14 protein-coding genes are annotated in these 14,225 nt (G+C 69.5%); 6 read left to right on the plus strand and 8 right to left on the minus strand.

Annotated features, from left to right (window positions below; all coding sequences use genetic code 11):
- Window positions 1-71: 71 nt before the first annotated feature.
- The 5 genes from ACVMK0_RS10625 to ACVMK0_RS10645 form a co-directional block, all read right to left on the minus strand.
- On the minus strand, window positions 72-1,268 hold the full coding sequence (locus tag ACVMK0_RS10625) for a D-alanyl-D-alanine carboxypeptidase family protein (protein ID WP_052468505.1): 1,197 nt from the start codon (window positions 1,266-1,268) through the stop codon (window positions 72-74).
- Window positions 1,269-1,358: 90 nt separating this feature from the next.
- A complete protein-coding gene (locus tag ACVMK0_RS10630) occupies window positions 1,359-2,003 on the minus strand; it encodes an alpha/beta hydrolase (protein ID WP_045536929.1) in 645 nt (214 codons plus the stop codon).
- A 22-nt stretch (window positions 2,004-2,025) separates the two neighbouring features.
- Window positions 2,026-2,373, minus strand: a complete 348-nt coding sequence (locus ACVMK0_RS10635; protein ID WP_045536931.1) for a (2Fe-2S) ferredoxin domain-containing protein — start codon at window positions 2,371-2,373, stop codon at window positions 2,026-2,028.
- On the minus strand, window positions 2,370-3,515 hold the full coding sequence (locus ACVMK0_RS10640) for a VanZ family protein (protein WP_476463771.1): 1,146 nt from the start codon (window positions 3,513-3,515) through the stop codon (window positions 2,370-2,372). Before ACVMK0_RS10640 ends, ACVMK0_RS10635 begins: the two co-directional genes overlap by 4 nt.
- Window positions 3,516-3,575: 60 nt before the next feature.
- Window positions 3,576-4,004, minus strand: coding sequence for a CopD family protein (locus ACVMK0_RS10645; RefSeq protein ID WP_045536934.1), 429 nt, complete (start codon window positions 4,002-4,004; stop codon window positions 3,576-3,578).
- Between the two features lie 46 nt (window positions 4,005-4,050).
- Here ACVMK0_RS10645 and ACVMK0_RS10650 point away from each other — a divergent pair, with 46 nt between their 5' ends.
- The 5 genes from ACVMK0_RS10650 (at window position 4,051) to ACVMK0_RS10670 (ending at window position 9,687) form a co-directional block, all read left to right on the plus strand.
- Window positions 4,051-5,013: an SMP-30/gluconolactonase/LRE family protein gene (locus ACVMK0_RS10650; protein ID WP_476463772.1), complete on the plus strand. Its 963-nt coding sequence runs from the start codon at window positions 4,051-4,053 to the stop codon at window positions 5,011-5,013.
- A gap of 58 nt (window positions 5,014-5,071) precedes the next feature.
- Window positions 5,072-6,268, plus strand: coding sequence for a glycolate oxidase subunit GlcE (glcE, locus tag ACVMK0_RS10655; RefSeq protein WP_476463773.1), 1,197 nt, complete (start codon window positions 5,072-5,074; stop codon window positions 6,266-6,268).
- A 70-nt stretch (window positions 6,269-6,338) separates the two neighbouring features.
- A complete protein-coding gene (glcF, locus tag ACVMK0_RS10660) occupies window positions 6,339-7,631 on the plus strand; it encodes a glycolate oxidase subunit GlcF (RefSeq protein WP_476463774.1) in 1,293 nt (430 codons plus the stop codon).
- Window positions 7,632-7,644: 13 nt separating this feature from the next.
- Window positions 7,645-8,811 carry an alanine racemase gene (gene alr, locus ACVMK0_RS10665; protein ID WP_045536942.1) on the plus strand — a complete coding sequence of 389 codons (1,167 nt, stop codon included), beginning with the start codon at window positions 7,645-7,647 and terminating at the stop codon, window positions 8,809-8,811.
- A gap of 120 nt (window positions 8,812-8,931) precedes the next feature.
- The gene (locus tag ACVMK0_RS10670; RefSeq protein ID WP_476463775.1) at window positions 8,932-9,687 is read left to right on the plus strand and encodes a sulfite exporter TauE/SafE family protein; all 756 of its coding nucleotides are present in this window, start codon (window positions 8,932-8,934) and stop codon (window positions 9,685-9,687) included.
- A gap of 62 nt (window positions 9,688-9,749) precedes the next feature.
- Here the strand turns inward: ACVMK0_RS10670 and ACVMK0_RS10675 are convergent, their stop codons facing one another.
- Complete coding sequence (locus tag ACVMK0_RS10675) at window positions 9,750-11,279, minus strand: methyl-accepting chemotaxis protein (RefSeq protein WP_476463776.1); 1,530 nt, start codon at window positions 11,277-11,279, stop codon at window positions 9,750-9,752.
- Between the two features lie 190 nt (window positions 11,280-11,469).
- Window positions 11,470-13,104: a GMC family oxidoreductase gene (locus ACVMK0_RS10680; protein ID WP_476463777.1), complete on the minus strand. Its 1,635-nt coding sequence runs from the start codon at window positions 13,102-13,104 to the stop codon at window positions 11,470-11,472.
- Window positions 13,105-13,150: 46 nt separating this feature from the next.
- On the opposite strand from ACVMK0_RS10680, the gene ACVMK0_RS10685 reads away from it, so the two are divergent.
- The gene (locus ACVMK0_RS10685; RefSeq protein ID WP_476463778.1) at window positions 13,151-13,447 is read left to right on the plus strand and encodes a putative signal transducing protein; all 297 of its coding nucleotides are present in this window, start codon (window positions 13,151-13,153) and stop codon (window positions 13,445-13,447) included.
- A gap of 264 nt (window positions 13,448-13,711) precedes the next feature.
- On the opposite strand, the gene ACVMK0_RS10690 is transcribed toward ACVMK0_RS10685, so the two are convergent.
- Window positions 13,712-14,197, minus strand: a complete 486-nt coding sequence (locus tag ACVMK0_RS10690) for a flavin reductase family protein (RefSeq protein WP_045536948.1) — start codon at window positions 14,195-14,197, stop codon at window positions 13,712-13,714.
- Window positions 14,198-14,225 lie beyond the last annotated feature (28 nt).

Consider the following 14,225-nt stretch of genomic DNA (forward strand, 5'->3'; position numbering starts at 1 on the left):
CAGTCTGCCACGAAACGCGGCGCTTGACCAGCGCGTACCCGAGCGCGTTGCTCGGCTACTGACACGCTCGGCTACTGGATCCAGAGCCGCAGCGCGCCCCAGAAGCGCCCCAGCAGGCCGGCTTGCGGCACCGCCTCGAGCACGAACAGCGGCACTTCGGCCACCACGTCGCCACGGGCGTTGCGCACCCGCAGCGTGCCCAGCGGCTGGTCTTTGAGCAGCGGCGCCAGCAGCGGCTCGGGCCGCAGCAGCTCGGTGCGCAAACCCGCCGCTTGCCCGGCCGGCACCGTGACCACCACGCCCTCAGGGCGACCGAGCGGCACCGTGGAAGCGCGGCCCTGCCACACCGGCGGCTGCGACACCACTTGGCCGGGCGCAAACAGGCGCACCGCCTCAAAGGCCGCGTAGCCCCAGTTGAGCAGGGTCTGGCTCTGCGCGGCGCGGGCGTTTTCGCTGTTGGCCCCCAGCACCACGGCGATCAGCCGGCGCTGCCCGGCATCCCCGGGGCCGAGCGCGGCAAAGGGGCGCTGCGCGCTGGCCACGATGCCGTAACCCGCGGCCTCGGTGTGGCCAGTTTTCATGCCATCGACGGTGGGGTCGCGCAGCAGCAGCAGGTTGCGGTTGTTGACGTTGACCGCCGGCGCGCCGGGGTAGTGGTAGCGCTGGATGGCAAAGTAGGGCATGAACTCGGGGAAGTCGCGGCTCAGGCGCGCCGCCAGCTGCGCCAGGTCGCGCGCCGTGCTGCGGTGGCCGGGGGCGCTCATGCCCTCGGGGTTGACAAAGCGCGTGCGCGTCAGGCCCAGCGCCTGCGCCTGCTGGTTCATGCGCTCGACAAAGCGCTCCACCGAACCCGCCACGCCCTCGGCCAAGGCGACGGTGGCGTCGTTGGCCGAGAGCACGATCATGCCCTTGAGCAAGGCTTCGACGGGCACTTGCGCGCCTTGGGGCGCAAACAGGCGCGAGCCCGGCATGCGCCAGGCGCGCTCGCTCACGGTGAGCGTTTGCGTGCGCTCGATGCGGCCGGCGCGCAGCGCCTCGAACACCAGATAGGCGCTCATCAGCTTGGTCAGCGAGGCCGGCTCGACCTCGCGGTCGGCTTCCCGCTCGGCCAATACCTGGCCGCTGGTGGCGTCGAGCAACACAAACGCGCGCGCCGCGATTTCGGGCGGCTGCGGGCTGCTGGCCCAAGCCGGGCTGGCCGCGCCCAGCAGCCAGCCCACGCACAGCAGAACGTAAAGGAACACGCGATTCAGTAAGGGCAGCGTCATGGTGAGGCGGTGGGCAAATAGTCGGTTCGGTTGTGATCGGCCTAGAGGCGCGAGGAGCGCCGTCGTGGCCGCTATCGGCCACATGGCTTATCAGAAAGCTGGCTCGCAGGCGCGCAAATGCCGCAGCGTCAGCGCTTTGAGCAAGCCGAGGCGGCCGTGAAAAAAATGCTCGACCCCGGGCACCACGGTGACCGGCAGGCTTTGCGGCCGCGCCCAGTCGAGCACGGCGGCCAAGGGCACCGTGTCATCGGTCTCGCCGTGTATGAGCGCCGTGCGCTCGTGAAGTTCAGCCGCCAGCACGGGCAGCTCGAAGCGGCTGGCCGCCGCCCCCACCAGCAGCACCGATTGCGGCAAGCGCTGCGCCGGCAAGCGCTCGAGCGCGCGCAGCACCACGTAGGCGCCAAAAGAAAAGCCGGCCAACGCCAGCGGCCCGTGCGCGGCCTCGAGTTGCAGCAGCGCCAGCAGGTCGTCGGTCTCGCCCACGCCGTGGTCGTGGACACCGGCGCTGGCCCCAACACCGCGAAAATTGAAGCGCAACACCCGCCAGCCCTGCTGCACGTGCGCCCGCGCCAGCGTCTGCACCACTTTGTTGTGCAGCGTGCCGCCAAACAGCGGGTGTGGGTGCGCGATCAGCGCGAGTCCGCCACCGGAACGGGGCTGCGCCGGCTCGTCGATCGCCACCTCCAGCGCCCCTTGCGGGCCCGGGAGCAGACGGGTCTGGGTGTGCGCGTTCATGCGGGCTGCAGCGCTGGGCTTCTCAGCGCCCGACCTCGGGATCGAGCAACAGGCGCTGCACCGGCACGCCGTCGCACAGATGCGAGTCGATGATCTCATCCAGATCGGCGCGGTCTAGGTAGGTGTACCACGTGCCTTGCGGATAGACCACCGCCACCGGCCCGCCGGCGCAGCGGTCTAGGCAACCGGCCTTGTTGACCCGCACCCGGCCCGGGCCGTCTAGGCCCAAGGCCTTGACGCGCGCCTTGCAGTGGTCAAAGGCTTGCTGGGCGCCGAGCGCGGCGCAGCAGGCTTGGCCGTTGTCGCGCTGGTTGAGGCAAAAGAAAATATGGCGCTCATAATAGCTTGGCGCGGGTGTGGCGGGGTTCATGCGCGGCGATTGTAGACCTGCCTTGGCGCGGCCCGCAAGGCCAGCCGCAAGCCCACCCACAGCGCCGCAAAGGGCCACAGCGCCCCCAGCCACTGCGTCAGGCCGTGCAACTGGATGAAGCGGCCCCACTCCCACAGCTGCAGCGACTGGGCGAAATACGGCTCAGCGGGCGCGCGGTTGAGCAAGGTCAGCGCCAACACCCAGGCCAGCAGCGACAAAACGGCCGCAGCCCGGTGTCCCAAAGCCAGGCTCAAAAACGCCAGCGCCACAGCAAAACTCAACCCCAAAGACGCCGACGGCGTGAGCCAGGCCCAGGCGTGCGCTGGCCCCCACGTCAGGCTGGCAGACAGCAACAACGCCCCCAGCACCAGCGCCAGCGCCAGCAGCATAAACAGCAAACGCTGCCCAACCCGGCGCAGCACCGCATAGCCCAGCAGCAGCGGCGCCCAGACGCACAAGGCCACCACAATCGCCTCGGTGAGCGGGCTCAGGGGCGGCTCGGGCAAAGGCACAGGCAGCCAAGGTTGCAAAAAACTGCCCTCGGCCCACGCGTAAAGCGTGCCCTCGAGCCGGTACCAGACCTGACCCAGACCAAAGGGCACCGAAGTCGGGTAGACCAAGGCCAGCGGCCACAGCGCCAACAGCGCCGGCGCACCGTGGGTCTGCGGCATCAGTCCGGTCTGGCGAAAGGCGTTCCAGCGCGCCGGCCAGCGCGAACGCAACAGCCACAGCGCCAGCCCCACCCCCAAGGCCGCACCCACCGTGTTCAGGATCCAATCCACTTGCGAAGGCACCCGGTGCTGCACCAGCAGCCCTTGGGCACTCTCGAGTGCCAGCGACAACAGGCACGGCAGCAGCAAGCCCACGCTGGCCGCCAGGCGCGCGCTGCCGCTGCGCGCAACGGCCAGGGTCAGCAAAAGCCCCAGCGGCACGTAGGCCAGCAGGTTGGCAGCCACATCAAAACCCGTCCAGTGGGCCGGCCAAGGGGCAAACAAAAACGCCCACAGCGCCACCCCCTGGTAGCGCCAGCCACTGAATGGGTAGAGGCTGGCGTAAACCACCAGCGCCGCGTACAGCAGCACCAACACCAGCGCCAACGGGTAGGGCCTAGAGGCCGACGACAGGGAGCCGAGGGTGTTCATCGGGCGCGTTGGGTCAGGCCGTTGGGCAAACCAAAGCAGCAGGCGCTTGTGCCACCGGCTTCAAAAAGGCTTGAGCACCACCAGCAACACGCCCGCCACCAGCAACAGCACCGGCGCTTCGTTGAACCAGCGGTACCAGACGTGGCTGCGGCGGTTGCGGCCCGCCTCGAAATCGCGCAGCAGCTGGGCACAATAGCCATGGTAGGCCAACAGCACGACCACCACCAGCAATTTGGCGTGCATCCAACCGTTGCCCGGACCCCAACCTATGCCATACCCGACCCACAACCACAGCCCCAACCCCAAGGCCGGCAGCGCCAGCAGTGTCATGAAGCGCAGCAGCTTGCGCGCCATCAGCAGCAGGCGATCGCGCTCGGCCACGCTGTCGGGCTCAACGAGCGCCAAGTTGACAAAAATGCGCGGCAAATAAAAAAGGCCCGCAAACCAACTGGCTACGAAGATAATATGAAAGGCTTTGACCCACAACATGGGGCTAGTGTAGCCCGTAGCTCAAACAAGGGAAAGGATGCAAAGCATGGCCGACACCAGCGGCACCGACTGGCAAGTGGTGAGCGATGTGCTGTGCGCCGCGGGCGAAGCGCCTTTCTGGAGCGCCCGCGAGGAGCGCCTGTACTGGATCGACCCGCCGCTCAAGCGCGCCTGGCGGCTGCACGTGCCCAGCGGCCGTACAGAGCACTGGGGGTTTGCGAGCCCGATCACTGGGCTGACGCCTTGCCGCAGTGGCGGCTTTCTGCTGCTGCTGGCCGATGGCGTCTACCACGCCCACTCTTGGCTCGACATCCCCACTTTGCTGGCTGTGCTGCCTTCGGTCGGTGCCGAGGCCTTGTGGCGCGCTGGCACCTGCGACCCCTGGGGCCGCCTGTGGCTGGTGGCGCAAACCCGCGACGCCACCCATCGCGCGGCGCACTCCAGCACCCTGTACTGCCTGCGCGCGCGCAGCTCCAATCCGCCGCCGTTGGAGCCGATTCGGCACCAAGTGGGCGACGGCCTCGGCTTGTGCTGGGCCCCAGATGGCCGCAGCGTGACCTGGTGCAACACCCGCCGCGGTGAAGTGGTGCAAGCGGCGTTGTCGCTGCCTGGTCGCTGGCCACCCGAACTGAGCACCCCGATGCCGCTGACTCGCTACGCCATGCCGCCCGACCCATCGAGCGCCCCGCCCAGCCCCGATACCGCGCCCTTCGAGGGCCTGCCCCGCTGCGGCGTCCTCGACCAAACCGGCCACTATTGGGTGACCCTGATCGCTTCTGGCCGGGTGCGGCGCCTGGACGGCAACGGGCGCACCGTGCTCGATCTGCCCGTGCCGGCGCTGTACCCCACCGGCGTGTGCCTGGGTGGACACGATGGGCACACCCTGTTTGTCACCTCCATGCGTTCGGGCCGCAGCGTCGCTGAGATTGAGCGCCATCCCCAATCGGGGGCGGTGTTTGCGCGCCGCGTCGACACCCCAGGCCTGCCCGCAGCGCTGTACTGGGACTGATGCCGGGCATTAAAAAATATCACACGGCGGGCGTTTGCGGCCCGTTACCATTGCGCCCATGCAAGCCCCCCCAGAGACCGCCGCCAGCGCCTTGGCCCCCGCGCTCCAAAGTTGGATTGACATCCTGCAGGCGGCGCGCCTAGAAAGCCGGCCCGTGCGCCTCGTCGGCGGTGGCAGCAAGGCCTTTCTGTGCCTGCCCCCGGCGCCCAATGCACTCGCGCTGCACACCGGCGCTCACCGCGGCATCGTGGCCTACGAACCCTCGGAGCTGGTGCTCACGGCGCGCGCCGGCACGCCACTGGCCGAGATCGAAGCGCTGCTGGCCACGCAGGGTCAGTGCCTGGCTTTTGAGCCGCCGCACTTTGGCCCTGGGGCCACGCTTGGCGGTGCCGTGGCGGCTGGCTTGAGCGGCCCAGCGCGTGCCAGTGCCGGGGCGCTGCGCGATTTCGTGCTTGGGGTGCATGTGCTCAACGGGCGTGGCCAGTACCTCGAGTTTGGTGGCCAGGTGATGAAAAACGTGGCCGGCTACGACCTCAGCCGCCTGCTCGCGGGCAGCTGGGGCAGCCTGGGGGTGCTGGCCCAGGTCTCGCTCAAGGTGCTGCCGCTGGCGCCGGCCGAGGCCACCTTGCGCTTCGAGCTGACCCAGGCGGCGGCGCTCGAGCAGCTGGCGCGCTGGCGCGCCCTGCCGCTGCCGCTCAACGCCAGCTGCTGGGTGCGCGACCTCAGCGCCGCGCACGCCCCCGAACACCTCTACGTGCGCCTGCGCGGCGCCGCAGCCGCCGTGGCCGCGGCCTGCCCGCAGATGCTGGCCGCGGCCCGCGGCGAGCAGCTCGACCCCGCCGCCTGTGCCACCGACTGGCAGGCCTGCCGCGAGCAGACCCTGCCTTTTTTCACCCACCCCCCCGCGCCCGACGCCGCCCTGTGGCGCCTGAGCGTGGCCCCCACCAGCGCCACACTGGATGCCCCTTGGCCGACCCTGATCGAGTGGCACGGCGGGCTGCGCTGGGTCTGGGCCCCGCTGAACCAGGCCGCCCCCTTGCGCGCCTGGGCACAGGCCCAAGGTGGCCACGCCACCCTGTGGCGCAGCCCACAAAGCGCAGCGGTGGCTGACGCCGACCACAATGCCGCTGCCACACAGGCGGCCATGCGCCTCACCCCCCCGGCCCCGGCCTTGCAAGCCATCCACCAGCGCCTCAAGGCCGAATTCGACCCGGACGGCCTGCTCAACCCCGGCCAGTGGGGCTGGGGTTTGTGATCCCCGCGTGCTTAACCCTTTGAGCGCCATCGCGCCTTTTCCACCCCCTTATTAGCCCGCCCCGCCCGCGATGCAAACCCAACTCGCTCCGCCCTACCAAGGCACCCCCGACGGTCTGACAGCGCAGGAGATCTTGCGCAAGTGCGTGCACTGCGGCTTTTGCACCGCCACCTGCCCCACCTACCAGCTGCTGGGCGACGAGCTCGATGGCCCACGCGGCCGCATCTACCTCATCAAGCAGGTGCTCGAAGGCGAAACCCCAACCGAGCGCACGCAGCAGCACCTAGACCGCTGCCTGACCTGCCGCAACTGCGAAAGCACCTGCCCGAGCGGGGTCGAATACGGTAAGCTGCTCGACGTCGGGCGCAAGGTGGTGGCCGCGCAGGTGCCGCGCAGCAGCCCCCAGCGCGCCCTGCGCTGGCTGCTCAAAGAGGGGCTGACGTCGCGCTGGTTTGCGCCGGCCATGCGCCTAGGCCAAGCCATGCGCCCCCTGTTGCCGGCGGCGCTGCGCGCCAAGGTGCCGCAGCGCCTGCCCGCAGGTGCGTGGCCACAGCGGGCGCATCCGCGCCGCGTGCTGCTGCCCGAAGGCTGCGTGCAGCCGGCCATGCTGCCCAGCATCAACCACGCCAGCGCGCGCGTGCTCGACGCCGCCGGGGTGCAGGTGCTGCGCCTGCCCGCAGGCGGCTGCTGCGGCGCGCTGCGGCTGCACCTAGATGACCACAGCGGTGCCTTGGTCCACATGCGCGCCAACATCGACGCCTGGTGGCCCTACGTGCGCCCCGACAGCACGCAACCGGTGGAGGCCATCGTCAGCAACGCCTCGGGCTGCGGCGTGCTGCTTAAAGACTACGGCCACCAACTGCGCCACGACCCGGCCTACGCCGCCAAGGCGCAGCGGGTGAGCGCCTTGGCGCGCGACTTGAGCGAGCTGCTGCCCGATCTGGTGCCGGCGCTGCAACGCAAACTGGCCCACGTGCCCGCCACCGCACGGCCACGCCCCAAGCTGGCCTACCACCCGCCCTGCACCCTGCAGCACGGGCAGCAACTGCGCGGCGGCGTCGAGCAGGGCTTGCGCGCACTCGGCTTTGAGGTGCACACGGCGCGCACCGAGGCGCACCTGTGCTGCGGCTCAGCCGGCACCTATGCGGTGCTGCAAGCCGCTTTGTCGGGCCAGCTGCGCGAGCGCAAGCTCGGGCACTTGGGCGAGCTGGGGGCCGACCAGATCGTGTCGGCCAACATCGGCTGCATCACGCACCTGCAAAGCGGCACCCAGACGCCGGTGCGGCATTGGGTCGAGGCGCTCGACGAGGCCCTCAGCGCCGCCGCCGAGACCGCCGAGGCCTCCGAAGCCTCTATGGCCTGATTGCAGCCCCACCATGCCGCGCCCCATCCTCGCCACCATCCACCTGCCTGCGCTGCAGCACAACCTACAACGCTGCCGCCGCGCCGGTGGCTCGGCCCGGGTGTGGGCGGTGCTCAAGGCCAACGCCTACGGCCACGGCATCGAGCGCGTGTTTGACGCGCTGCGCGCCGCCGACGGCTTGGCGCTGCTGGACCTGGGCGAGGCCGAGCGGCTGCGCGCCTTGGGCTGGCGCGGCCCCATTTTGTTGCTCGAGGGCGCCTTTGAGCCCCGCGACCTCGAAACCTGCTCGCGGCTGCAGCTGTGGCACGTGGTGCACCGCAGCGAGCAGATCGACTGGCTGGCGGCGCACAAGTGCGAAACACCGCAGCGCGTGTTCCTAAAAATGAACTCGGGCATGAACCGGCTCGGCCTGCGCCCCGAGGCCTTTCGCGCCGCCTACACGCGCCTGAGCCACCTGCCCCAGGTCGAAGAAATCAGTCTGATGACGCACTTCAGCGACGCCGACGGCCAGCGCGCCGGCCAGATGGGCGTGCAGCACCAGCTCGAGGCCTTTGTGCGCGCCAGCCACGACCTGCCCGGCGAGCGCAGCCTGTGCAACAGCGCCGCCCTGCTGCGCCACGGGCTGGCACTGCGGCTGGGCAGCGGCCCCGAGGCACAGCCGCTGGCCGCCGACTGGACCCGGCCCGGCATCGCGCTCTATGGCAGCTCGCCCGACTTCCCCACCCACAGCGCCGCGCACTGGGCGCTTGAACCCGCCATGACGCTGGCCAGCCAGCTGATCGCGGTGCAAGAGCTGGCCGCCGGCGAAACCGTCGGCTACGGCTCCACCTACACCGCCCCCGGCGCCATGCGCATCGGCATCGTGGCCTGCGGCTACGCCGACGGCTACCCGCGCCATGCGCCCGGCCACAACGCCCACGGCGGCCCGGTGCTGGTGCGCGGCGTGCGCACGCGCTTGGTCGGGCGCGTGAGCATGGACATGCTGGCGGTCGATCTGGGCCCGGTCGAGGCGCAGCTGGGACCGTGCCACGCGGGCGATGAAGTCACGCTCTGGGGCCGCAGCCGCTGCGGCGCGCTGCTGCCGATCGACGAGGTGGCGCACGCCGCCGGCACCTTGGGCTACGAGCTGATGTGCGCGCTGGCCGCGCGGGTACCGGTTGCGGTCGAGCCGCTGCCTTAAACCGCACTCACCGCCCCAGCACCGCCCCTGCCACAATCCGCATCACCAGCCAGCGGCCCTCGCCTAGGCCGCTTTGGCTGAGAGGCTGAGCTCGCAGGCAGCGCTAGGCACAATCAACCCATGGACACCCTCAGCATCGCCCTGTTGCTCGCCGGCGCCGGTTTTGCCGCTGGCGCACTCAACGCCATCGCCGGCGGCGGCAGTTTTTTGACCCTGCCGGCGCTGCTGGTGGCCGGGCTGCCGCCGATCGTGGCCAACGCCACCAGCGCCCTGGCCGTGAGCCCGGGCTATTTGGGCAGCACGCTGGGCTTCAGGGCCGAACTGGCGCAACTGCCGCGCCGGCGGCTGCTGCGCGAAACCCTGCTCTCGGCCGCCGGCGGCGTGTTGGGGGCGCTGCTGTTGCTGGTCACACCGGCCGAGGTGTTTCGCGGCCTGATCCCGTGGCTGCTGCTCTTTGCCACCGCGCTGTTTCTGCTTGGCCCCTGGTTGGCGCGCCACCTAGTTGCGGCGTCGGCCAGTGCAGAGCCGCGCTGGCGCAACCCCGGGCTGCTGGCGGTGGCCACCTACGGCGGCTATTTCAACGGCGGGCTGGGCATCTTGCTGATGGCGCTCTACAGCGCCAGCGGCGAAAAAAACCTGCACACCGCCAACGCGCTCAAAAACCTCAACTCGCTGGTGCTGTCGCTGCTGTCGGTGCTCACCTTCGTGCTGGCCGGCGTGATCGCTTGGGGCCCGGCGCTGCTGATGATGGCCACCGCCACCTTGGGCGGCTATGTGGGGGCGCGCCACGCCCGGCGCTTGTCTATGCGCACCGTGCGCGCGGTGGTGGTGTGCACCGGGCTGGTGATGAGCGCGCTGTTTTTCTGGCGCGGCTAGACAGCACCAAGCAGCAGCCAAGCAGCAGCCAAGCAGCGGCAAAAAAGCCCCTCAGCCCCTCCTCAGCGCTTGAAGGTGGCCACCAGCTGATCGAGTTCGGCCGCTTGCTCCCGCAAGGAACTGGCCGCCGCCGCCGCCTGCTCGACCAGCGCCGCGTTTTGCTGCGTCACGTCGCTGATCTCGGACACCGAGCGCTTGACGCCCTCGATGCCCTGCGCCTGCTGCGCGCCGGCAGAGGCCATGTCGCTGATCAGCTGCGTCACCGCCTGGATCGAGCGCACCACCTCGGCCATGTCCTGCCCGGCGCGGTGCACCTGCGCGGTGCCGGCCGACGTCTGCTGCACCGAGGCGTCGATCAGCGCCTTGATCTCGCGCGCCGCCTGCGCCGAACGCTGCGCCAGCGCGCGCACCTCGGCGGCCACCACCGCAAAGCCACGCCCCTGTTCGCCCGCACGCGCCGCCTCGACTGCGGCGTTGAGCGCCAGGATGTTGGTTTGAAAGGCAATGGTGTCGATCACGGCGATGATGTCGGCGACCTTGCGCGAAGAGGCCTCGATCGCCTCCATGGTCTGCACCACCTGCCGCACCGACTCGCCGCCGCGCCCGACCACCGCCGAGGCCGACTGCGCCAGCGCATCGGCCGAGCGCGCGTGCGCCGCGTTTTGGCCCACCACCTCGGCCAGCTGCTCCAGCGCGCCCACGATCTGCTCGGTCGAGTCGGCCTGCAAGGCGGTGCGCTGCGACAGGTCGTTGTTGCCGCTGGCGATGTCGCCGGAAGCCGCGAGGATCGAATCGGTGCCCGCTTGCACGCGCCCGACCAGCTTGCGCAGGCTCAGCGTCATGTCGCGCAAACCCGTCTGCAGCAGGCCGATTTCGTTGCGCGAGTCCACCACCACCTCTTGCGACAGATCGCCGCCAGCGATGTCTTGCGCCAAAGCGACCGAACGGCGCAGCGGCTTGGTCACCATGTGGTTGATGAACGGGTAGATCAGCAGCAGCACCGGGATGCTGGTCAGCAGCGCCAGCAGGATCGATTGCCAGCGCTGGGTGTCCATTTGCTGGTTCACTTCGGCCAGCGGCACGCGCATGCTCACCGTGCCCAGCACCGCGTTTTCGGGCACGGCGTGGCAAGTCATGCAGTTTTTGCCCAAGTAGTTGGTGGAGTTGAGCGTGGGCCGGATCACGCGCAGAAATTCGCCGCGTTCGTCTTGCAGCACCTCGGCGTACTCCTGCCCGGTCTCGATCACCCACTGCTCGGCAGCGTCGGGGCGCAGGTCGGCGTCGGTGCCGGGGCCGAAAGTCGCCGCCACCCCGGGCCCGCGCACCACCCGCACGTCCTCGATGCTGCCGAGCGCGTTGAGCTGCTCGAGGAACAGATGGCGCTGGTCGATGGTGCCAGTCATCATCATGCTGGTCAGGCCGGCCATGGTGGCGTCGTGCAGGCTGGCGGTGAACACCCGCGCCTGCTCGATCGCCGCTTGGCGCGCCACATGGCCCTGCCAGACGATCACCGCCGTCCAGACCAGCATCAAGGCCACGGCGATGGTGAGCAACAGTTGGGCCCAGATGCGGCGGCGGGTAGGGGCGGTCATCAAAGTGTCTCCATGGGTCGAATCCGAGCCCCCATGAGCGGGCTCAGGGAGCGTATGCTAGCCAAAAGCGCAGGGGGCCTGTTTGCGCTACATCAAATAAATTTGATTGCGTGCGCGCATTTTGCGCACCTGATCGGTGACACAGCCCCAATGGCCTGCCTTGCGCCGATGCACGCGGCAGCGAACGCACTCAGGCACCGCATTCTGCCCGCAGCCACGCCGCCGCGCGCTCGCCGATCATGATCGAGGGCGCGTTGGTGTTGCCGCCGACGAGCGTGGGCATGATCGAGGCATCGGCCACGCGCAGCCCCGCAAGGCCGTGCACGCGCAGCTGCGCATCCACCACCGCACCCTCGTCGGCCCCCATGCGGCAGGTGCCCACCGGGTGGTAGATGGTGTCGGCGCGGCTGCGCACCAGCTGCTCCCACGCCGCTTGGCCCTGCAACTGCTCGTCGAACAGCGGCGTACCGCGCCACGGCTGCAAGGGGCTGCGCAGCAAAATCTCGCGCATCTGTTGCGCGCCTTGCACCAGCAGTTGCAGATCGCGCGCATCGGACAGGTAGGCCGGGTCGATCAGCGGCGCGGCCAGCGGGTCGGCGCTGTGCAGGCCCACCCGGCCGCGCGAATGGGGCCGCAGCACGCAGACGTGGCAGCTAAAGCCGTAGCCCCAGTGCAGCTTGCGCGCGTGATCGTCCACGATGCCGACGCAAAAGTGCAGCTGCAGATCGGGGCGGTCCAGCTCGGGCTGTGAGCGCCAGAAGGCACCGCCCTCGGCGCTGGGCGAACTCAGCGGCCCGCTGCCGTCGCGGCGCCACTGCCGCCAAGCCGTCAAGTGCTGCCAAGCGGCCCCTAGGCCGATGCCAAACAGATCGGTGCGGTCGCTGCGGTACGAGAGCGTCAGGTCTAGGTGGTCTTGCAGGTTCTGCCCGACCCCGGGCAGGCGGTGCAGCAGCGGGATGCCGTGCCGCAGCAATTCCTCCGCCGGCCCGACGCCCGAGAGCAGCAGCAACTGCGGCGTTTGCAAGGCGCCGGCACACAAAACCACCTCGCGCCGCGCGCGCAAGCTCACACTGCGGCCGCGCTGGCGCGCCTGCACCCCTACGGCGCGCCGGCCCTCGAACAGCACGCGGGTGGCGTGGGTGCGGGTGAGCAGCGTCAGGTTGGGGCGCTGCAGCACCGGGTGCACAAAGGCCGCCGCCGAGCAGCGCTGGCCGCGCCGGACCGCGTCGTGAAACTGCGTGACCTGAAACAAGAAAGCCCCATCCTGCCGCTCGCCGTTGTAGTCCGGGTTGGGCGCAATGCCGTGCTGCGCGCAGGCCTCGACAAATGCGTGCGTGATCGGCCGTGGGCTGACCTGATCGGCCACATGCAGCGGTCCGCCGACGCCGCGCCAGCCGTTGGGGCCGCGCTGGTTGTGCTCGCTGCGCATGAAAAAGGGCAGCACCTCGGCGTGCGACCAGCCCGCTGCCCCGGCGGCGGCCCAGTCGTCGTAGTCGCTGCGGTGGCCGCGTGCATACAGCATGGCGTTGATGGCCGACGAACCGCCGAGCGCCTTGCCGCGCGGCTGGTAGCCACAGCGCCCGAGCAAGCCCGGCTGGGGCACGGTCTCGAACGCCCAGTTGTTGTATTTGCAGGGGCGTGCAGGCAGCAGCGCCACCACCCCGGCGGGCAGGCGGATGGCCAGGTCGCGGCCCTCGCCGCCGGCCTCCAGCAGCGCCACAGTCACTCCCGGGTCTTCGCTCAGGCGCGCGGCCAGCACGCAGCCGGCCGAGCCGCCGCCCACGATCAGGTAGTCGAAGGCATCGCTTGGGGGGGCGGATATCATGGCCTCCATGCTAGCGCACAATCCACTCTAACCCCAGCAGCGCCCCATGCCCGACAACAGCCCCTACGACCCCGAACAAGGCGACTGGCAAACGCTCACCACCTTTGCCGTGGCCACCGAGGCGTGGCTGCTGCAAGGCCGGCTGCAAGCCTGCGGCGTGCCCACCCTAGTGGCCGACGACCAGATGGTGCAGACTTACTCCCTGCTGGCGCAGGCGATTCCGGCGCGCGTCATGGTGCCGCAGCGGCGCTGGGCCGAGGCCGAGGCGATTCGTCAAGCCTGGTTGCGTGGCGAGTTTGCGCTGCGCGACGACGACCCTGATGTGGACGCCCGCCCCGGGTAAGTCCCTATGCACAATCGTGGTGCGCACGCATAAAATCAATTGGTTCGTTGCCCGCAGCAACCAAATCTGCGGGCAACAAAGGGCAGAAGAGACGCGTCGTACCCATCACAATTCGAAGCTTGGACTTCCATTCCGGCGCATCAGCCGGTTCGCACCAAGGCGCCACCAAGAGCACCCTGCAGCGCAAGCACCCAGCCAGCCTCGAGCTGGCTTTTTTTTGCTCGCCAGCGCCGCCGTGGCCATGGCCGCCGCCCGGGTGGCGCGCTACAGCGGGTGCTCGGTGTAAAACCGCCCGCCGTGGTAGAGCAGGGGGCGCACCTCGAGGCGGTGCTGACAGCGCTCGACTTCGCCCACAAAAATCACGTGGTCGCCCTCTTCGTAGCGGCTGCGGCTGCGGCATTCAAAGCTGGCCACCACCCCGGGCAGCAAGGGCACGCCACCCAAGCCTTCCGCAAACTCCACCCCCTGCCAACGATCCACCCCCTGCGCCGCGAAACGCAACGCCAAATCGCGCTGCTGCGCGCTCAGCACATGGATGGCGTAGTGCTGGGCCTGCATAAACACCGGCAGGGCACCAGAGCGCAGCCCCAAGCTCCAGAGCACCAGCGGCGGCTGCAGCGACACCGAGTTGAAGGAGTTCACCGTCAGCCCCAGCGGTTGGCCGGTGCTGGAGCGGGTGGTAACGATCGTCACGCCGGTGGCAAAACGCCCCAGCGCGGCGCGCACGGTGTCAGGAGTGGGTACATGCATTGTTTAACGCAGAGCTTGGCTGCACCGC

This window comes from Serpentinimonas sp. SSL01 (genome assembly GCF_056323735.1).